This is a genomic window from Vandammella animalimorsus, from assembly GCF_002285285.1.
Taxonomy (GTDB): domain Bacteria; phylum Pseudomonadota; class Gammaproteobacteria; order Burkholderiales; family Burkholderiaceae_C; genus Lampropedia; species Lampropedia animalimorsus.
In genome coordinates this window covers 1-19109 of sequence record NZ_NSJF01000005.1, presented here as the reverse complement: position 1 = coordinate 19109, position 19109 = coordinate 1, and the positions used below count along the sequence as shown (strand labels likewise).

At 65.6% G+C, this 19109-nt stretch carries 18 protein-coding genes; 10 read left to right on the top strand and 8 right to left on the bottom strand.

Annotated elements, in window-relative coordinates:
• Positions 1–15 precede the first annotated feature (15 nt).
• Both pstC and pstS read right to left on the bottom strand, forming a co-directional pair.
• The gene (gene pstC, locus CK620_RS09730; RefSeq protein ID WP_095550151.1) at positions 16–1023 is read right to left on the bottom strand and encodes a phosphate ABC transporter permease subunit PstC; all 1008 of its coding nucleotides are present in this window, start codon (positions 1021–1023) and stop codon (positions 16–18) included.
• An 89-nt stretch (positions 1024–1112) separates the two neighbouring features.
• On the bottom strand, positions 1113–2153 hold the full coding sequence (gene pstS, locus CK620_RS09725; RefSeq protein WP_095550150.1) for a phosphate ABC transporter substrate-binding protein PstS: 1041 nt from the start codon (positions 2151–2153) through the stop codon (positions 1113–1115).
• A 201-nt stretch (positions 2154–2354) separates the two neighbouring features.
• Here pstS and CK620_RS09720 point away from each other — a divergent pair, with 201 nt between their 5' ends.
• Positions 2355–3104, top strand: coding sequence for an RluA family pseudouridine synthase (locus CK620_RS09720; protein WP_095543219.1), 750 nt, complete (start codon positions 2355–2357; stop codon positions 3102–3104).
• A 141-nt stretch (positions 3105–3245) separates the two neighbouring features.
• On the opposite strand, the gene CK620_RS09715 is transcribed toward CK620_RS09720, so the two are convergent.
• From CK620_RS09715 to CK620_RS09700, 4 genes are all read right to left on the bottom strand, one after another.
• Positions 3246–4421, bottom strand: a complete 1176-nt coding sequence (locus CK620_RS09715; protein WP_095550149.1) for an acetyl-CoA C-acyltransferase — start codon at positions 4419–4421, stop codon at positions 3246–3248.
• Positions 4422–4434: 13 nt separating this feature from the next.
• The gene (locus tag CK620_RS09710) at positions 4435–6534 is read right to left on the bottom strand and encodes a 3-hydroxyacyl-CoA dehydrogenase NAD-binding domain-containing protein (protein WP_095550148.1); all 2100 of its coding nucleotides are present in this window, start codon (positions 6532–6534) and stop codon (positions 4435–4437) included.
• A gap of 226 nt (positions 6535–6760) precedes the next feature.
• Positions 6761–7198, bottom strand: coding sequence for an Hsp20/alpha crystallin family protein (locus tag CK620_RS09705; RefSeq protein ID WP_095543247.1), 438 nt, complete (start codon positions 7196–7198; stop codon positions 6761–6763).
• A gap of 93 nt (positions 7199–7291) precedes the next feature.
• Positions 7292–7897: a biliverdin-producing heme oxygenase gene (locus tag CK620_RS09700; protein WP_095550147.1), complete on the bottom strand. Its 606-nt coding sequence runs from the start codon at positions 7895–7897 to the stop codon at positions 7292–7294.
• 244 nt (positions 7898–8141) lie between these two features.
• Between CK620_RS09700 and CK620_RS09695 the strand changes: the two genes are divergently transcribed.
• The 9 genes from CK620_RS09695 (at position 8142) to lpxK (ending at position 15438) form a co-directional block, all read left to right on the top strand.
• Entirely contained in the window at positions 8142–8753 is a 612-nt protein-coding gene (locus tag CK620_RS09695; RefSeq protein WP_095550146.1) for a DUF2796 domain-containing protein, read from the top strand.
• The gene (locus CK620_RS09690; RefSeq protein ID WP_420894221.1) at positions 8750–9502 is read left to right on the top strand and encodes an ABC transporter ATP-binding protein; all 753 of its coding nucleotides are present in this window, start codon (positions 8750–8752) and stop codon (positions 9500–9502) included. The genes CK620_RS09695 and CK620_RS09690 overlap by 4 nt, the downstream gene beginning before the upstream one ends.
• Positions 9503–9520: 18 nt before the next feature.
• A complete protein-coding gene (locus CK620_RS09685) occupies positions 9521–10786 on the top strand; it encodes an ABC transporter permease (protein ID WP_095543214.1) in 1266 nt (421 codons plus the stop codon).
• A 93-nt stretch (positions 10787–10879) separates the two neighbouring features.
• Positions 10880–11434: a DUF3299 domain-containing protein gene (locus CK620_RS09680; RefSeq protein ID WP_095543213.1), complete on the top strand. Its 555-nt coding sequence runs from the start codon at positions 10880–10882 to the stop codon at positions 11432–11434.
• 15 nt (positions 11435–11449) lie between these two features.
• On the top strand, positions 11450–12976 hold the full coding sequence (dacB, locus tag CK620_RS09675; protein WP_095550145.1) for a D-alanyl-D-alanine carboxypeptidase/D-alanyl-D-alanine endopeptidase: 1527 nt from the start codon (positions 11450–11452) through the stop codon (positions 12974–12976).
• 6 nt (positions 12977–12982) lie between these two features.
• Positions 12983–13153: a hypothetical protein gene (locus CK620_RS14085; protein WP_172424336.1), complete on the top strand. Its 171-nt coding sequence runs from the start codon at positions 12983–12985 to the stop codon at positions 13151–13153.
• 3 nt (positions 13154–13156) lie between these two features.
• Positions 13157–13789 carry a MotA/TolQ/ExbB proton channel family protein gene (locus CK620_RS09670; protein WP_095543211.1) on the top strand — a complete coding sequence of 211 codons (633 nt, stop codon included), beginning with the start codon at positions 13157–13159 and terminating at the stop codon, positions 13787–13789.
• Positions 13786–14226: an ExbD/TolR family protein gene (locus CK620_RS09665; protein ID WP_095543210.1), complete on the top strand. Its 441-nt coding sequence runs from the start codon at positions 13786–13788 to the stop codon at positions 14224–14226. The genes CK620_RS09670 and CK620_RS09665 overlap by 4 nt, the downstream gene beginning before the upstream one ends.
• Before the next feature lie 108 nt (positions 14227–14334).
• On the top strand, positions 14335–15438 hold the full coding sequence (gene lpxK / locus CK620_RS09660; RefSeq protein WP_095550144.1) for a tetraacyldisaccharide 4'-kinase: 1104 nt from the start codon (positions 14335–14337) through the stop codon (positions 15436–15438).
• A gap of 185 nt (positions 15439–15623) precedes the next feature.
• Here lpxK and CK620_RS09655 read toward each other — a convergent pair whose 3' ends face one another.
• Both CK620_RS09655 and rimO read right to left on the bottom strand, forming a co-directional pair.
• Entirely contained in the window at positions 15624–17468 is a 1845-nt protein-coding gene (locus CK620_RS09655; protein ID WP_238946087.1) for an ABC transporter ATP-binding protein, read from the bottom strand.
• A gap of 44 nt (positions 17469–17512) precedes the next feature.
• On the bottom strand, positions 17513–18901 hold the full coding sequence (rimO, locus tag CK620_RS09650; RefSeq protein WP_095550142.1) for a 30S ribosomal protein S12 methylthiotransferase RimO: 1389 nt from the start codon (positions 18899–18901) through the stop codon (positions 17513–17515).
• Between the last annotated feature and the right edge of the window lie 208 nt (positions 18902–19109).

Below are 19109 nucleotides of genomic sequence, written 5' to 3'. Positions count from 1 at the left end.
GCTTGGGCGACTGGTTCATGACTTCCTCCCTTCTCCCTTTTGCAGGTGCAGCAGCAACAGCTTGGACAGCGCCAGCACCACGAAGGTGATGAAAAACAGCAACGCGCCCAGGTAGAACAGCGAGGCCTGGTGCAGCCCGGCGCTGGCCTCGGCAAATTCATTGGCCAACGTGGCGGTGATGCTGCTGGCCGGATCGAACAGCGAGGCCGAAAGCTGCGCCACATTGCCGATCACGAAAGTCACGGCCATGGTCTCGCCCAGCGCGCGCCCCAGCCCCAGCATGATGCCGCCGACCACGCCGGCCTTGGTGTAGGGCAGCACCACCTTCCAGACCACCTCCCAGGTCGTCGCGCCCAGGCCGTAGGCCGACTCCTTGAGCAACGCCGGCGTGACCTCGAACACATCGCGCATCACCGCCGCGATGTAGGGAATGATCATGATCGCCAGGATGATGCCCGCCGGCAGCAGGCCAATGCCCATGGGCACGCCGCCAAACAGCGCCCCCAGCACTGGCACATCGCCCAGCAGGGTTTGCAGCGGCTTCTGGAAATACTCCACCAGCACCGGCCCGAACACCATCAGACCCCACATGCCATAGACGATCGAGGGCACGGCCGCCAGCAGTTCGATGGCCGTACCCAGCGGGCGCTTGAGCCAGGGCGGGGCCAGCTCGGTCAAAAACAGCGCGATGCCAAAGCTCACTGGCACCGCGATCAGCAGCGCGATCAGCGACGTGGCCAAAGTGCCGTAGATCATCGACAGGCCGCCGAACTCCTCCAGCACCGGATCCCATTCGGCGTCGAGAGCAAAGCCCAGGCCAAAGGCCTGGATCGCCGGCCAGGCCGCCGCCAGCAGCGACACCATGATGCCCGCCAGCACGGCCAGCGTCAGCACGGCCGCGCCGCGCGTGAGCAGGCCAAACAGCAGATCGGGCAACTTGCCCACCCTGCGCTGCGGGGGCTTGGACCCCTCTTGCCGCAGCGGCCGCTGGCGGACCTGGGCATCGGAGCCAGCGGGGTTCATCGCAGGCATGGTCAAGGCATCAGACATGGCCGCCTCTTGTGTGTTGCTTCGCATGGTTCACGCTGCAGCAGCGTGCCGCAGCCGTCCTATCACTTCCAGGCAATGGGCCGGCCGTCCGCATCGCGGATGCCCTCAACCCACTGCTTGCGCACCATGTCCTTGACGCTGGCGGGCAGCGCCACATAGTCCAGCGAGGCCGCCGGCGCATCGCCATGCTGATAGGCCCAATCAAAGAACTTCAGCGTGGCCACAGCCTTGCCGGCATTGTCCTGCTTGGCGTGCATCAGGATGTAGGTCGTCGTGGTGATGGGCCAAGCGGCCGCGCCCGGCTTGTTGTTGAGCACCTGGTAGAAGCTGCTTTGCCAATCAGCGCCTTCGGCGGCGGCCTTGAAGGACGCCTCGCCCGGGTGCACGAACTGCCCGTCCTGGTTCTGCAATTGCGCATAGGCAATCTTGTTCTGCTTGGCGTAGGCGTATTCCACATAGCCGATGGAGCTGGGCAGGCGGCTGACGAAGGCCGCCACGCCCTCGTTGCCCTTGCCGCCCGAGCCGGTGGGCCACTTCACGGCCGAGCCCTCGCCCACCTGCTCCTTCCAGGCCTGGCTGACCTGGCTGAGGTAATTGGTAAAACCAAACGTCGTGCCCGAGCCATCGGCGCGGCGCACCACGGCGATCTGGTCATCGGGCAGCTTCAGCTCGGGGTTGAGCGACTGGATCGCCGCATCGTTCCACTTGCGCACCTTGCCCAGGTAGATGTCGGCCAGCACCGGCCCCGTCAGGCGCAGCTGGCCCGGCTCCACCCCCTTGATGTTGACCACCGGCACAATGCCGCCGATCACGGTGGGAAACTGCACCAACCCCTTCTCCTTCAGCACATCATCCTTGAGCGGCGCATCGGAGGCACCGAAATCCACCGTGCGCGCCTCGATCTGGCGCAGCCCCGCGCTGGAGCCTACCGACTGGTAATTGATGCGCAGCTGCGTGGCCGCGTGGTAGTCCGAAGCCCACTTGGCATACACCGGCGCCGGGAAACTGGCGCCCGCGCCATTGACGTCCTGCGCCCAGGCGCTGCCAGCCACGGACAAGGCCAGGCCGCATGCAGCCACTGTACGGAAAACAAACTTGCTCATTGGATTCCTCATGAACAGATCGGGGGATGGTGAAAGAAGTCATCAGCGCGCCTGTGCCGGCCCTGACGCCACGCACTTTAAAAAAGCTTTGTGACGTCTGTATGACATGCCCTGCCACCGCAAGCGCCACGGCATTGGCTTTCTGTTACGCTGCGCGCCCCGCGCACGGCTGCCGTGCGTCAGCTGATTTCTTGCCTACCCATGCCTGCCACAGATTTCGACGACCCTCTCGCCCCCGACGATGCCCCGCCCAGCAGCAGCGCCTGGAGCAAGCCCCGCGCGCTGTATGAGGACAAGCACCTTCTGGTGCTGTTCAAGCCCCACGAGCTGCTCAGCGTGCCCGGGCGCGGCGAGCACAAGCGCGACTCGCTGGCCTGGCGCGCGCAGCAGTACTGGCGCAATGCGCTGATCGTGCATCGGCTGGACATGTCCACCTCCGGGCTGCTGGTCATGGCGCGCAGCCCGCAGGTGCACCGCCTGCTGTCCATCGCCTTTGCGCAGCGGCAGGTGCACAAGCGCTACACCGCCGTCGTGGCCGGGCAGCTGGCCGCGCCGCCGTCCAACCCCGGCGATGGCAACGCCGCTGAGCCCGGCTGGGGCCTGATCGACAAGCCGCTGGCCCTCGATTGGGAGCGCCGACCGCTGCACATCGTCGATGAAGTGCAGGGCAAGCCCAGCCAGACGCGCTGGCGCGTGCTGCCCGCCCCGCCCGGTGCGCCGCACTACCCCATCGCCCACACCCGGCTGGATCTGGAGCCCATCACCGGCCGCACGCACCAGCTGCGCGTGCACCTGCAAAGCATTGGCCACCCCATCCTGGGCGACCCGCTCTACGCCCAGGGCGCAGCCCTAGGCGCCGCGCCGCGCCTGCTGCTGCACGCGCGCGAGCTGGGCTTTGAGCACCCCATCAGCGGCAAGCCCATGTTCTTTGAATCGCCCGCCGAGTTTTGAGCAGGTTCTGGCACCCGACAGAACACAAACGGCAGAACACAAATCGCCAGAGTGCAAAAGGCGCAGCCCTGTGACAGGCTGCGCCTTTGGTCTTGTTGCGGCTGTGCATGCCGGCCGCTGGCGCGGCATGCAGCGCATGGCTCAAAGCACTTCGAACACGCCGGCAGCGCCCATGCCGCCGCCGATGCACATGGTCACCATGACTTTCTTGGCGCCACGGCGCTTGCCTTCGATCAGCGCGTGGCCGGTCAGGCGCTGGCCGGAGACGCCATAGGGGTGGCCCACGGCGATGGCGCCGCCGTTGACGTTGAGCTTCTCGGGCGGGATGCCCAGCTTGTCGCGGCAGTAGATGACCTGCACGGCAAAGGCTTCGTTGAGCTCCCACAGGTCGATGTCCTCGACCTTCAGGCCCAGCTTCTTGAGCACCTTGGGCACGGCAAAGACCGGGCCGATGCCCATTTCATCGGGCTCGCAGCCGGCCACGGCAAAGCCCAGGAAACGCCCCAGCGGCTTGAGGCCATGGCGACCCGCGTAGTCCTCGCTGACCAGCACGCAAGCGCCCGCGCCATCGGAGAACTGGCTGGCATTGCCAGCGGCGATGGTGCCGCCGGGCAGGGCCGGCTTGATGTTCTTGATGGCGTCCACCGTCGTGCCGGGGCGAATGCCCTCGTCCTGCGAGACGGTCACGCGCTTGGTGCGCATGCCGGTCTTGGGGTCGGCCACGCCGGCGATCACGGTGATGGGGGCGATCTCCTCGTTGAACAGCCCAGCTTCCTGCGCCGCCGTGGCTTTTTGCTGGCTGGCTGCGCCGTATTCGTCCATCTGCTCGCGCGTGATGTTGTAGCGCTTGGCCACCTGCTCGGCCGTTTGCAGCATGGACCAATAGATTTCCGGCTTGAGCTTGGCCAGCTCCGGGTCCATCAGCATGTGCTGGTTCATCACCGGCGCGACGCAGGAGATGCTCTCCACGCCACCGGCGACGAACACATCGCCCTCGCCAGCGATGATGCGCTGCGCAGCCGTGGCGATGGTTTGCAGGCCCGAGGAGCAGAAACGGTTGATGGTCTGGCCCGAGACGCTGATGGGCAGGCCGGCGAGCAGGGCGATCTGGCGCGCGATATTGGCGCCGGTGGCGCCTTCGGGCGTGGCGCAGCCCATGAGCACGTCCTCGATGTCGGCCGCCTCGATGCCGGCGCGCTCGACGGCGTGCTTGACGGCGTGCGCGCCCAGCGTGGCGCCGTGCGTGAGGTTGAACGAGCCCTTGAAGCTCTTGGCCAGAGGCGTGCGTGCGGTGGAAACAATCACTGCATTGGTCATGTCGGTAATCCTTTTACTTGAACTGCTTGCCTTCTTTGGCCAATTGCGCCAGCAGCGCGGCCGGTTGCCAGAACTGCGCATCGTCGTGCGGGTTCTGGGCAAAGTGCTTCATGGTTTCGACGACGTTGAACAGCCCCAGCTCGTTGGCATAGTTCATCGGGCCGCCGCGCCAGAACGGGAAGCCGTAGCCATACAGGTAAACGATGTCGATGTCGCTGGCGCGCTGGGCGAAGCCCTCCTCGACGATGCGCGCGCCCTCGTTGACCAGCGACAGCACCAGGCGCTGCACGATTTCTTCATCGCTGATCTTGCGCGGCGTGATGCCGATGTCCTTGCGGTGCTGCTCGATCATGTCCAGCACCTCCTGATTGACGATGGGCTCGCGCTTGCCAGGCTCGTAGTCGTACCAGCCAGCGCCGGTCTTCTGGCCAAAGCGGCCCTTCTCGCACAACAGGTCGGCGGTCTTGCTGTAGCGCATGTCCGGCTTTTCCACGGCGCGGCGCTTGCGGATCGCCCAGCCAATGTCGTTGCCGGCCAGATCGCCCATGCGGAATGGCCCCATGGCAAAGCCGAATTTCTCGATGGCCTTGTCCACCTGCTGCGGCGTGGCGCCCTCGTCGAGCAAGAAGCCCGCCTGGCGGCCGTACTGCTCGATCATGCGGTTGCCGATGAAGCCGTCCGTCACGCCGGCCACCACCGCCACCTTGCGGATCTTCTTGGCCAGCGCCATCACCGTGGCCAGCACGTCGTGCGCGGTTTTCTCGCCGCGCACCACTTCAAGCAGCTTCATGACGTTGGCCGGGCTGAAGAAGTGCAGGCCCACCACGTCTTGCGGGCGCTTGGTGAAGGCGGCAATCTGGTTCAGGTCCAGCGTCGAGGTGTTCGAAGCCAGGATGGCGCCGGGCTTGAGCACTTCGTCGAGCTTCTTGAACACCTGCTCCTTCACGCCCATGTCCTCGAACACGGCCTCGATGACCAGGTCCACGTCCTTGAGGTCGTCGTAGCTCAGCGTGGGCTTGAGCAGCGCCATGCGCGCCTCGTACTTGTCCTGCGCGAGCTTGCCCTTCTTGACCTGTGCCTCGTAGTTCTTGCGGATCGTGGCCAGGCCGCGATCGAGCGCCTCCTGCTTGGTCTCCAGGATGGTGACGGGAATGCCGGCGTTGAGGAAGTTCATCGCAATGCCGCCGCCCATGGTGCCCGCGCCGATCACGCCCACCGCCTTGATGTCGCGCTTGGGCGTATCGGCCGGCACGTCGTTGATCTTGGAGGCCGCGCGCTCGGCAAAGAACAGGTGGCGCAGCGCGCGCGACTCGGGCGTCCACATCAGGTTGATGAACAGCTCACGCTCCTTGGCCAGGCCGTCGTTGAACTTCATCTTGGTGGCCGCTTCCACAGCCTCCACGCACTTGAGCGGCGCGGGCAGATTCTTGGCCACGGCGCCCACGGTGTTGCGCGCGAACTGGAAGAAGGCCTCGCCCTGCGGGTGCTTGGCCGGCAGGTCGCGCACCTTGGGCAGATCCTTGACCTTGGCCACGGATTTGGCAAAGGCCAGCGCCTCCTCCAGCAGCTGTTCGGGCTGCTGCACCACTTCGTCGAACAGTTTTTGCCCCGGCATGCTGGCCAGCAGATCGGCATCGACGCTCTCGCCGCTGACGATCATGTTCAGCGCGGCCTCCACGCCGATGGCGCGGGGCAGGCGCTGCGTGCCGCCCGCGCCGGGCAACAGGCCCAGCTTGACCTCGGGCAGGGCCACCTTGGTGCCCGATGCCACCACGCGGTAATGGCAGGCCAGTGCCAGCTCCAGGCCGCCGCCCATGACCACCGTGTGGATGGCCGCCACCACCGGCTTGCTGGCGTTTTCCACCACGCCGATCACGCTGTGCAGGTTGGGCTCGCGCATGGCGGCTTCCTTGCCGAACTCCGTGATGTCGGCGCCGCCGCTGAAGGCCTTGCCCGCCCCGGTGATCACGATGGCCTGCACGCCATCGTCGGCCAGGGCCTGGTTCATGCCATCGACGATGCCTTGGCGCGTGGCATGGCTCAGCCCGTTGACGGGCGGGTTGTCCAGCGTAATCAGTGCCACGCCGTCGAGCACCTTGTATTCAGCCGTCATGAAGTCTCCTTAGAAACGATTGATAAAAATAGAACGGTCGTGCTATTTCCGCCGCGCATTCTACGGGAGTTGCGCGCCGCGCCACAATCTCACAGGGGACAGGGATGCAAAGAATGCGCCCCAAGCAAACGTGCCAGACACGACAAGGGCCGCCCGAAGGCGGCCCAGCGAGATTGATTGCTGTTGATTGCTGCGGGGGATTCTTCCTCCCCCCCCTGCGGCGGGATTACTCCACCATCAGGCGCTGCGAAGCGCTGGCCTGCTTCTTGGGCAGGGTCAGCACCAGCACGCCGTTGTCGTACTTGGCCTTGGCGGCGGCAGCGTCGATGTCCTGCGGCAGCTGGAAGCTGCGCGAGACGGAACCGTAGTAGCGCTCGCTGCGCAACACCTTTTCGCCCTCGCCCTGCTGGCTGTCGTGCTGCTTGATCTCGGCGCTGAGCGTGACGACGCTGCCATCAATGGAGACATGGATGTCCTCCTTGCCTACGCCTGGCACTTCGGCCAGCACTTTGTAGGCGCCATCGCTCTCGCTGACGTCGATCTTGATCTGCGCGGCGCTGGGCAGCGGGTCACCGTGCAGCGGCTTGATGAAAAAGCCCGGCGCGATTTCCTTGAACAAATCGTCGAACAGGCTGCCACGCATACGGCTGAGTTGGTTGCTCATGAAGTCCTCCTTGCTTTGTGGATGGGCTGGCGCATGGCGCCAGCGGCTTGTCATCCATCTATTGGCAAAGCGACTATTTTCAAGAGGCGAAGCTCAAGCCAGCGCGGGCGGCGCCAATTCTTCACGGGCGTAGGCCTGCACGGTGGCAAAAGCCTCCTCGGCCGCCTGCATCATCTGGCTTTCTTCCTCGGGCGAGAGCGGCGCGGCGTCCAGCGCCGCGGTGAAGGCGCGCCAGTGCCGGGCGGCGCCATCGGGGTGCGCGGCCAGGTGGCGCGCGCCAAAATCCCGCCCCAGGCCCAGCTTCTCGCTGGCGATCTTGAACAGGATGGTGCCGCCCAGGTTCGAGCCCTCGGCCACGTACAGCCAGCCCAGCGCCGTGGGCAGCGGCGTGTCAGACCCCAGGCGGGCGGGCTCGTCCGCGGGCTGCGGCTGCTGCAGATCCTGCAGATCGGCGGCGATCTCCGGCAGGCGGCAGCGCTGCGCCAAATCGGGCACCAATGCCGCTACCGCAGGCTGGGCGTACAAGGCCTCGATGTCGCGGTGAAAGCGGTACTGCACGCGCAGAAAGCGCCCGAACTGCTCGCGACTGGCAAAGATGTCGGCCGCCATGATGCTTTTGTCCAGTGTGTCATGCACATCATGGGTGGCCGCCTTGAGACGCTGGCTGCGCGTGGCAACAGAGGATGAGGGTTCGCTCATGGGCTGGCTCCGATGGGTGATTGCAAATCGCCAGCGATTGTAAGTGCAGCCATGGCGGCAAGGCCTTGCACAAAGCCCCGGCAACAGCCCTTCAGCCCGGTTAGGAAAAGTGCATCTGGCAGCTATTGATTTCACGTTACCACTTATGATCGCCGCCATCGCTGCGGCAGCCATGGCTGCCGCGCTGCACGCTGGCGCATCGGCGCCTGTGTTTCCTCTCTCTTGTGATTGAAAGGCCATTGCCATGCAACGCTTCTCCTCCCACCGCACCGTGTGCGCCGCCCTGTTGCTCAGCAGCTGCCTGCTGGGAGCCGCCCATGCACATGGAAAGCACGACGACCATGACCATGACGACGATCACGCACAGCGCCCGCACGTGCATGGCGTGGCGCACCTGGATGTGGCGCTGGAAGGCAAGCAGCTGCTGCTGGAGCTGACCTCGCCGCAGGCCGACATCACCGGCTTCGAGCATGAGGCGCGCTCCAAGCAGGATAAGGAGGCGCTGCGCAAAGCCCGCCAACAGCTGAAACAGGCCGCCAGCCTGTTCAGCCCCTCGGCCGCAGCCGCTTGTGAGCTGAAAAAGGTGGACATCGACGGCCTGGAGGAAGAGCACGACCACGACGACCACCCACACGGCAAAAAGCACGACCATGATCATGACGACAAGCATGAGCACGCCGACGTCGAGGTCAGCTACCGCTTCGACTGCGCCCGGCCCGAGGCGCTCGAAGCCATCGAGGTGCAGCTGGCCAAGACCTTCGCCAGCCTGCACACCATTGAGGTGCAGCTGGCCATGCCTCAGGGCCAGTTCCAGCGCACGCTCAAGAACGGGCAAACGCGCCTGAGCTGGAAATGATCCCGCTGGCCGCAGCAGCGCCGCAGCCCGCAGCAGCAACAGCCGCCACGCCGGCCATGGTGCAGGTGCGGCAGCTGCGCTATCAATGGCCAGGGCAGGCGCGGCCTTGCCTGGAGATCGAGGAGTTCAGCGTCCGCCACGGCGAAACGGTGTTCCTGCACGGCCCCAGCGGCAGCGGCAAGAGCACACTGCTGTCGCTGCTGGCCGGGGTGTTTCTGCCGCAGCAGGGTCAGGTATTGCTGGACGGGCGCGACTGGGCCAGCCTGGGGCGCTCACAGCGCGATGCCTGGCGCGCCCGGCAGCTGGGCTACATCTTCCAGCAGTTCAACCTGTTGCCCTACCTGAGCGTGCAGGACAACGTGCTGCTGCCTTGCCGCTTCGCGCCCGAGCGCGCACAGACCGCACAGCGCCAGCACGGCAGCCTGGAGGCTGGCGCCCGCCACTGGCTGCAGGCCATGGACCTGCCCGCCAGCCTGTGGCACAGCCCGGCGCGCTCGCTGTCGGTCGGCCAGCAGCAGCGCGTGGCCGCCGCCCGCGCCCTGATGGGCATGCCGCCGCTGGTTATTGCCGATGAGCCGACCTCGGCGCTCGACGAAGACCGCCGCGATGCCTTCATGAACCTGCTGCTGGCCGCCTGCGCCCAGGCCGGCAGCAGCGTGATCTTTGTCAGCCACGACCAGCGCCTGGCCCCGCGCTTCATGCGCCAGGTGGCGCTGGAGTCCATCAACCGCGCAGCCGCCGCTGCTTGAGCGCCCCCCGTTCTGCCCATGCACGCCTTGTTTCGCCTGGCCTGGCAAAGCGCCTGGAACCGCCGCTTCACGCTGGCGCTGACGATGTTTTCCATTGCCCTCTCGACCTTCATGCTGCTGGGCGTGGAGCGCATCCGCAGCGATGTGCGCGAGGGCTTTGGCTCGGCCGTCTCGGGCACGGACTTGATCGTCGGCGCCCGCACCGGCTCGGTGCAGCTGTTGCTGTATTCGGTGTTCCGCATCGGCGCGGCTACCAACAACATCCGCTGGCAAAGCGTGCAGGACATCGAACGCATGCGCGGCGTGCGTTGGGTGATCCCGCTGTCACTGGGTGACTCGCACCGCGGCTACCCGGTGCTGGGCACCAGCGCCGATTACTTCACGCATTTCCGCTACGGCCAGAAGCAGTCGCTGCAGCTGCGCAGCGGCAAGCCGTTCGAGGACTTGTTCGACGCCGTGCTGGGCGCCGACGTAGCGCGGCAGCTGGGCTACCGGCTGGGCGACAAGATCACCCTCACCCACGGCGCTGGCGGCCCAATCAACACCGTCGAGCACGACGACAAACCCTTCGTCGTCAGCGGCATCCTGGCCCCCACGGGCACGCCGGTGGATCGCACTGTGCACATTAGCCTGCAGGCCATGCAGGCCCTGCACGTGGACTGGAGCAATGGCGTGCGCCTGCCCGGCAGAAGCGTCAGCGCCCAGGCCGTGCGCGACATGGACTTGAGCCCACGCAACGTCACGGCCGTACTGATCGGCCTGCAATCGCGCGCGCAGGTCTTTTCGCTGCAGCGCCAGATCAACCAATACCGCGGCGAGCCGCTGATGGCGGTGCTTCCAGGCGTGGCCATGGACGAGCTCTGGGGCGTGATCGGCACCGGCGAGCGCGCCTTGCTGCTGATGTCGGCCCTGGTGGCCTTCGTCAGCCTGCTGGGCATGGTGGCGGTGGTGCTGGCCGGCCTGAACGAGCGCCGCCGAGAGCTGGCCGTGCTGCGCGCCGTGGGCGCACGGCCGGCGCACATCATCTGGCTACTAGCGCTCGAAGGGGCGCTGGCCACCGGCCTGGGCGTATTGCTGGGCATCTTGGCCCTGGGCCTGAGCGCCGCCGCGGCCGCCCCCTGGTTGCTGAACCAATTCGGCCTGCACATCCACTGGTGGCAAGTCACGCCGCTGCAATGGTGGATACTGCTGGGCCTGCTGTGTACGGGCTTTGCCGCCAGCCTGATCCCCGGCTGGCGGGCCTACCGGCTGTCGCTGGTCGATGGCCTGGCCCCGCCGGTGTAAGCGCCCGTGTAAGAACCTCTGTTCAAAGCACCGATCCACGAGCCGATGGCGGCAAATGCCGCCTCATTGCATTCACCTCTTTTTGCTGCTGCCATGACTATGCTTCGCCGCACCTGCCTTCGTTTTGCCGCTGCCGGCCTGGCCGCCTGCGCGCTGCCCGCAGCCCCACTGCTGGCCAAGGGCGACAAGCCCATTGCCCTGAGCTGGGACGAGCTGGTGCCCAAGGACTGGGACCCCAGCGCCGAGTTCACCGACCTGTTCGAACAGGGCGCCGACACCTGGGAGGACAGCGACCCGCGCGCGCAAAAGCTCTACGAGCGCATGCGCAAGGTCTGGGATGCGGCCCCCACCGTCGACCGCTTCGACGGAAAGACCGTGCGCCTGCCGGGCTACGTCGTCGCCCTGGAAGAAGGCAAGGACGGCCTGAGCGAGCTGCTGCTGGTGCCCAACTTCGGCGCTTGCATCCACACGCCGCCGCCGCCGGCCAACCAGATCATCCACATCAAGCTGGCCCAGCCCGTCAAGGGCTTCAGCTCGCTCGACGCCGTCTGGGCCACCGGCACGCTGAAGGTCACGCGCAACCAATCGGACATGGGCGTCAGCGGCTACAGCCTGCAGGCGGCCAAGCTGGCCCCGTACAAAGACTGACCCTCTGCACGAGCCATGCCGCAACACCCTTCATCGCCCAGCCTCTCGCTCCAGACGCTGCGCCACGGCCCAGCCCGCTTGCGCAGCGCCGCCGCACTGGCCCTAGGCTTGGCCTTGCTCGCCACGCTACCAGCACAGGCGCAGGCCAGCCATCAGAAGCAGCACCAGAACAACGCCGCAGCGCCGGCGACCAGCCTGCCCGCCCCCTTCGCCGCCGCGCTGCGCAAAGCCCAGATTCCGCCCGAGGCCGTGGCCCTGTGGGTGCAGGCCGTGGACGGCCAGGCCACGCCGCGCGCGGCGCACCGCGCCGCCCAGCCCATGAGCCCGGCCTCGACCATGAAGCTGGTCACCACCTATGCCGCCTTGGATCGGCTGGGCCCGGCCTACACCTGGAAGACCCGCATCTACACCGATGGCCAGCTTGACAACGGCAGCCTGAGCGGCAACGTCTACATCCAAGGTGGCGGCGACCCAAAGCTCGTCATGGAGCGCCTGTGGCTGCTGCTGCGCCAGCTGCAACAGCACGGCGTGCGCGTCGTGCTGGGCGACATCGTGCTCGACCGCAGCGCCTTCGCACTGCCGCCGCACAATGCCGCGGCCTTCGACGACGAGCCGCTGCGCCCCTACAACGCCGCGCCCGATGCGCTGCTGCTGAACTTCAAATCCGTCATCCTGCGCTTCGTGCCCGACCCGGCCAGTGGCCGCGCGCAAGTGCAACTCTCGCCGCCCATGGCCCAGCTGGAGCTGCCCGCCAGCGTGCCGCTGAACCCCTCGGCGCGCCATTGCCCCAGCAACTGGCGCGCGCAGCTGCAGCTGGACGTCAGCCAGCCCGGGCGCTGGCGCATGGGCGGCAGCTATCCCTCGGCCTGCGGCGCACTGAACTGGGCCGTGGCCTACCCGGACCCTGAGGGCTTTGCCAACAAGGCCATTGAAGGCATGTGGCGCGAGCTTGGCGGCAGCATCACCGGCCAGGTGCGCAGCGGCCGCACCCCTGGCGGCCTGCAGCCCAGGATCACCGAGCCCTCGCTGTCGCTGGCCGAGATCGTGCGCGACGTCAACAAGTACAGCAACAACGTCATGGCCGACCACGTCTTCCTGGCGCTGGGCCACGCGGGCGCGCCAGCCGGCCAGGCCATGGACTTTGCCAGCGCGCAGCGCGCCATAGGCCAGTGGTGGCACAGCCGCATCGGCAACCCGCCAGGGACGCTGCACATCGACAACGGCTCGGGCCTGAGCCGCGATGCGCGCATCACCGCCCAGGCCATGGGCCAGATGCTGCGCCATGCCTGGCATTCGCCGGTGATGCCGGAGCTGGTGGCCTCGCTGCCGGCCACCGGCGTGGATGGCACCATGCGCCGCAGCCGCGCCGCAGCCGCACACCTGAAGACGGGCTCGCTGCGCGACGTCAATGCGCTGGCCGGCTACGTACACGGCCACAGCGGCAAGCGCTACGCACTGGTGGTCATGATCAACCACGCCAACGCCGCAGCCGCTCGCGGCCCAGTCTTCGATGCGCTGATCGACTGGGTGGCCAATGACTGAACGGGTATGGTGGCGATGGTTGCCAAAACGCAACCGCACTGGATTTTCTGGCCGAACGCCTCGGCGATAATCGCGCCCGGTCATCGCGCGCTGCAGGCCGACGATGCAGACACGCAGTGGCTGGCTGACCGGGGCTGCGCCCCAAGCCCGGCCTTTTTCATCGATTCGGGAGAGTGACCCTTGTTTTCCATCATCCAAGCCGCTGGCTGGCCCATCTGGCCCCTGATCTTTTGCTCCATCATCGCCCTGGCCATCATCGCCGAACGCTTCTACAGTTTGCGGCGGCCAGGCATCGCCCCTTTGGGCCTGGTCAATGAGGCGAAGACCGCATCGGCAAAGTACATCCCGCCGGGCGACGTGATCGACAAGCTGGAAAACAGCAGCGCGCTGGGCGAAATCCTTGCGGCAGGCCTGCGTGCACTCAAGGCCAACCCGCGCGCCAGCGAAGATGAGCTGCGCCAGGCCATGCAAAGCCGCGGGCGCGTGGTGGTGGGGCGCATCAGCAAATTCCTGCAGGCCCTGGCCACCATTGCCTCGGCCGCGCCACTGCTGGGTCTGCTGGGCACGGTCATCGGCATGATCGAGATTTTTGCCTCGCAAGGCTCGATCGACTCGGGCGTGATCCAGGGTGACCCCGGACGCCTGGCGCACGGCATTTCCGTGGCGCTGTACAACACCGCTTTTGGCCTGATCGTGGCCATCCCTGCGCTGATCTTCTGGCGTTATTTCCGCAGCCGCGTCGATGCCTATGTGCTGGAGATGGAAGTGGCTGCGGAGGCCTTCCTCAAGCACCTCAAATCCCTGCAGCAATGAACTTCCAAGCGCCCCACTCCAGCGGCTTTGGCCATGCCAGCAGCGAGCCGGAGATCAACCTCATCCCCTTCATTGACGTGCTGCTGGTCATCCTGATCTTTCTGATGCTGACCACGACCTACAGCCGCTTCAACGAGCTGCGGCTGAACCTGCCACTGGCCAATGCCGAGCAGTTGCAGCAGCGCCCGCACGAAGTGAGCGTGTCGCTGGACTCCGGCGGCAACGTGGCCGTGGACGGGCAGGTGCTGGGCCAGGCCACCCCTGCGCAACTGACCCAGGCACTGCGCCAGGCCGCCGCCGCCAAGCCCGAGGCCATGCTCATCATCAGCGCCGATGGCCTGGCCTCGCACCAATCGGTCATCACCGTCATGGAAGCCGCGCGCAACGTCGGCCTGGCCCGCGTGACCTTCGCCACCCAGGCCTCAGGCGGGCAGTGATGGCGCTGGCCCCAGTACGGGTGGTACGCGGCGGCGCACAGCGCGCCCAAGCGCAGGCCACCTCCCTCTGCTGAGCTTCGCCTGACCTCCCCCACGCCACGCGCCCCCATGCCGCTGCAGCCCTGGATCGAACACCGCTGGCGGCAGGCAGCGCCGCGCTGCCACCCGGCCGATGTGCTGTTGCGCCCGCTGTCCTGGCTGTATGGCAGCGCCATGCGCACCCGGCGCTGGCTGTATGCACAGGGCCTGCTGGCCACCCATGCCTTGCCCGTGCCTACGGTCGTCATCGGCAACGTCATCGCCGGTGGCGCGGGAAAAACCCCTTTGACCATCGCCTTGGTGCAGGCCCTACAGGCCCAGGGCGTGCGCGTGGGCGTGATCTCGCGCGGCCACGGCCGGCAACGCCCGCCCCAGGGCCCGGACTGCCTGCAAGTCTTGCCCGACAGCAGCGCCCAGACCGTGGGTGATGAGCCCCTGCTGATCCAGCAACGTACACAGGCGCCGGTCTTCGTTGCCAGCCAACGCCATGCGGCCGGCCTGGCCCTGCTGGCGGCCTATCCGGACACCGAACTGCTGCTGTGCGACGATGGCCTGCAGCACCTGGCCTTGCAGCGCGATGTCGAGTTGTGCGTGTTCCCCGACTGGGGCGCAGGCAATGGCCGGCTGCTGCCTGCTGGCCCGCTGCGCGAGCCCTGGCCCAGGCCAGCGGATTTCGTGCTGCAAACCACCCCAACAGCGCTGCCCGTTGCGGGCAATCGGCATTCACCACACACTGTCTGGCCCATCGTGCGCCAGCTGGCCGGCCACGCCATCAATGGCCGTGGCCAGCGCCTGCCACTGCATCACTGGCAAACACCCCCTGCGCAAGATGCTGACCCGCCACCGCTGGCGGCTGTCGCCGGCATTGCTCAGCCAGAGGCCTTTTTCGCCATGCTGCGCGCCCATGGTCTAAAACCCAGCCACTGCATTGCCCTGCCGGACCATGCACACTTCGCCCCCCTGCCCACCGCGCTGGCGCATTGGCCCCGCCACGCGCCTTTGCTGTGCACGGAAAAAGATGCCGTCAAACTCTGGCCTCACTGGCCCGAGGCCTGGGCCGTGCCCTTGCAGTTGCAATTGCCCGCAGCGCTTCCTGCAGCCGTGCTGGCACTGGCCCGCCAACGCTTTGCCGCCCGCAGCAGCAGCCCCCGCAATGACGCTATGACCCGCTGAACAGGCTCCCAGAATCTGTCCAAGGCCCTCGACACGGATGGCAGGAAGCGAGTTGCGAGGACCGCAAGGCAACGCCTGATGTGTGTGTCCCGCGGCCGAACCGGGTGACACGGCAAGGCTTTGCTACAAACCAAACCGACCCAATCCGCTGCATCGCCCACTGTGCCGGGATACTGGATAGAGGTTTACTCCTCCTGCCCAAGAAAGCCGCCGCTTTGGTGCCGCCACAGCCGCGCATAAATGCCGTCTTGGGCCAGCAGCTGGGCATGGCTGCCTTGTTCGACGATACGGCCTTCGTCGATGACGATCAGGCGATCCATCGCAGCGATGGTGGACAGCCGATGCGCAATGGCGATCACGGTCTTGCCCTGCATCATGGCGTCCAGGCTGTGCTGGATGGCCGCTTCCACTTCCGAATCCAGCGCGCTGGTGGCTTCGTCGAGCAACAGAATCGGCGCGTTCTTGAGCATGACGCGTGCAATGGCAATACGCTGGCGCTGCCCGCCCGAGAGCTTCACGCCGCGCTCGCCGACCATGGTGTCCAAGCCACGGCGCCCTTGCGGGTCGCTGAGTTGCTCAATGAAGTCGGCCTGGGCGCGCTGCACCGCAGACAGGATTTGCGCCTCGGTGGCATCGGGCAGGCCGTAGGCGATGTTGTCGCGCACCGAGCGGTGCAGCAAGGAGGTGTCCTGCGTGACCATGCCGATGGCTGCACGCAGGCTGTCCTGTGTCACTTGGCTGATGTCTTGCCCGTCGATGCGGATCTGCCCGCCTTCCAGATCGTAAAAGCGCAGCAGCACATTGAGCAGGCTGGACTTGCCCGCGCCCGAGCGCCCCACCAAGCCGATCTTCTCACCCGGCTGCACCGTCAGGCTCAGGCCGTCGAACACTTGGCGCTGCGGCCCGTAGCGAAAGCGGATGGAGTCGAACTCCACCAAGCCGCGTGAGACATGCAGCGCAGACGCCTGCGGCGCATCCTGCACCTGGGCCCGCTTGGTCAGTGTGGCCATGCCGTCCTGCACCGTGCCGATGCTCTCGAACAGCGAGGTCAGCTCCCACATGATCCAGTACGACAGGCTGTTGACGCGCAGGGCCATGGCCATCACGGCGGCCACGGCGCCCAGGCCGACTTCACCGGCCTGCCACAGCCAAAGCGCCAATGCGCCGGTCGAGAGCATCAGGCCTACGCTCAGCGCCTGATTGGTGAGCTCGAAGCCACTGACCAGGCGCATCTGGCGGTAGCCCGTATCCATGAACTCCTCCATCGCTGCACGGGCGAAGTGGGCTTCGCGCTGCGTGTGGGAGAACAGCTTGACAGTCGTGATGTTGGTGTAGGCATCCGTCACACGCCCGGTCATCAGCGAGCGGGCATCGGCCTGCTCCTGACCGACCTTGCCCAGCCGAGGCACGAAAAATCCCATGGCTGCGCCAAACAGCAGCACCCAGACCACGAAAGGCAACATCAGGCGCACATCGAAACTGCCGGCCAGCACAATGATGGAGAAGAAATACACGCCGATGCCCAGCACGATCTCGGCCACGACCATCAGCACCTCGCGCACGGCCAGCGCCGTCTGCATGACCTTGGTCGTCACCCGACCGGCAAACTCATCGGCGAAAAAGCCCAGGCTTTGCTGCAACATCAGCCGATGGAAATGCCAGCGCAGACGCAGCGGCAGGTTGATGGCCAGCGTCTGGTTTTGCACCAAGCTGCGCCAGCCCACCAGCGCAATACTGCCCAACATCACCAGGGCAATGCCCAACAGCACCCGCCGCTGCTGGGCCTCGCCCACGGCGTTCGACTGCCAGGCTGCGAGCAAATCCACCACCTGGCCCAGAAAGGCAAACAGCCAGGCCTCGTAAATGGACACGGCCGCACGCAAGACAATCAGCAGAACGATGTACTTGCGCATGCCTTGGGTGCAGGCCCAGATGAACCGCGCCACGCCGCCGCCGGGCAGTGGTTGGGGCGCCGCTTCAGGAAAGGGCTCCAGCAGACGCTCGAACCAGCCCAGCAAAGCCTTACGCATCGTCAATCCTCTCTTCGCTTGCCGCTCTTGCCCTGCGCCCGGCCTCAAATCGGCTGGGCAATCAAGTCATGCCCTTGGGCCTGCACGATTTTTGCCTTGGTGAATTCGCCCACCTTCAAGGTTTTGCTCACCTTCTGGGGCGGCAGCAGATGCACGATGCCATCGATTTCCGGCGCATCGGCGTAGCTGCGCCCACGCCCACCCTTGCGCCCCAAGGCAGGTGCGTGATCAACCAGCACCTGCATCACATGCCCGACGCGGCGCTGCAGCCGCTGGCTGGAAATGCGCTCGGCCACCGCCATGAAGCGCGCCCGGCGCTCCTCACGCAGCGCCTGCGGCAGCATCCCGGGCAAGTCATTGGCCGCTGCACCCTGCACGTCGCTGTAGGCAAAGCAACCGGCGCGATCGATTTGCGCCTGCTCCATGAAGTCCAGCAGATGCTGGAACTCTTCCTCCGTCTCACCCGGGAAGCCGGCAATGAAGGTGCTGCGCAGCACCAGCTCGGGGCAAAGTTCGCGCCAGCGCTGGATGCGCTCCAGATTCTTTTCACCATCGGCCGGGCGCTTCATGCGCTTGAGCACATCCGGGTGACTGTGCTGGAAGGGCACATCCAGATAGGGCAAGACCTTGCCCTGGGCCATCAGCTCAACCACGGCATCCACGCTGGGATAGGGATACACATAGTGCAGTCGCACCCACGCCTTGTACTGCGCGGCCAAATCACCCAGGGCCTGAACCAGCTCCAGCAAGCGCGTCTTGACAGGCTTGCCATCCCAAAAGCCTGTGCGGTATTTCAAATCCACCCCATAGGCCGAAGTGTCCTGACTGATGATCAGCAACTCCCTGACCCCACCCTCAAACAAGGCTTGCGCTTCCCGGAGCACATCACCTACCGGACGAGATACCAGATCGCCACGCATCGACGGAATGATGCAAAAGGTGCAGCGGTGGTTGCAGCCTTCGCTGATCTTCAGATACGCGTAATGCTTGGGGGTCAGCTTGAGACCAGCCTCGCCAAATCCTCCCGGAACAAGATCCAAAAAAGGATCGTGCGGCTTTGGCAAGTGTGCATGTACCGCATCCATGACCTCCTGCGTAGCATGCGGCCCTGTGACGGCCAGCACGCTAGGATGCATTTGCTGCACCAGGTTTTCACCATCATCGGCCTGGCGAGCGCCCAGACAGCCCGTGACAATGACTTTGCCATTGGCTGCCAATGCCTCACCAATCGTATCCAGACTTTCTTTTACTGCATCGTCGATAAAACCGCATGTATTGACGATGACCAAATCCGCCCCTTCGAATGTTTTGGCTGTGCGGTAGCCCTCGGCACTGAGTTGGGTAAGTATCAGCTCGGAATCGGTTAATGCCTTCGGACAACCCAAGCTGACAAAACCAATCTTGGGGGCTGGAGAAGCAGAAGTATTGGGCATGGTGGAAATTCTCAATAGGCATGCATTGTGACGTATGCACTTTCGAAACGGTCGGCATTCTGCACAATGAAACGAACGCATAAAACAAACCCCCCAATTCCGAGAGGAAGAGGGGGGTTTAGGGCATAGAAGCCTGACGATGACCTACTTTCACACGGGAATCCGCACTATCATTGGCGCTAGTCCGTTTCACTGTCCTGTTCGGGAT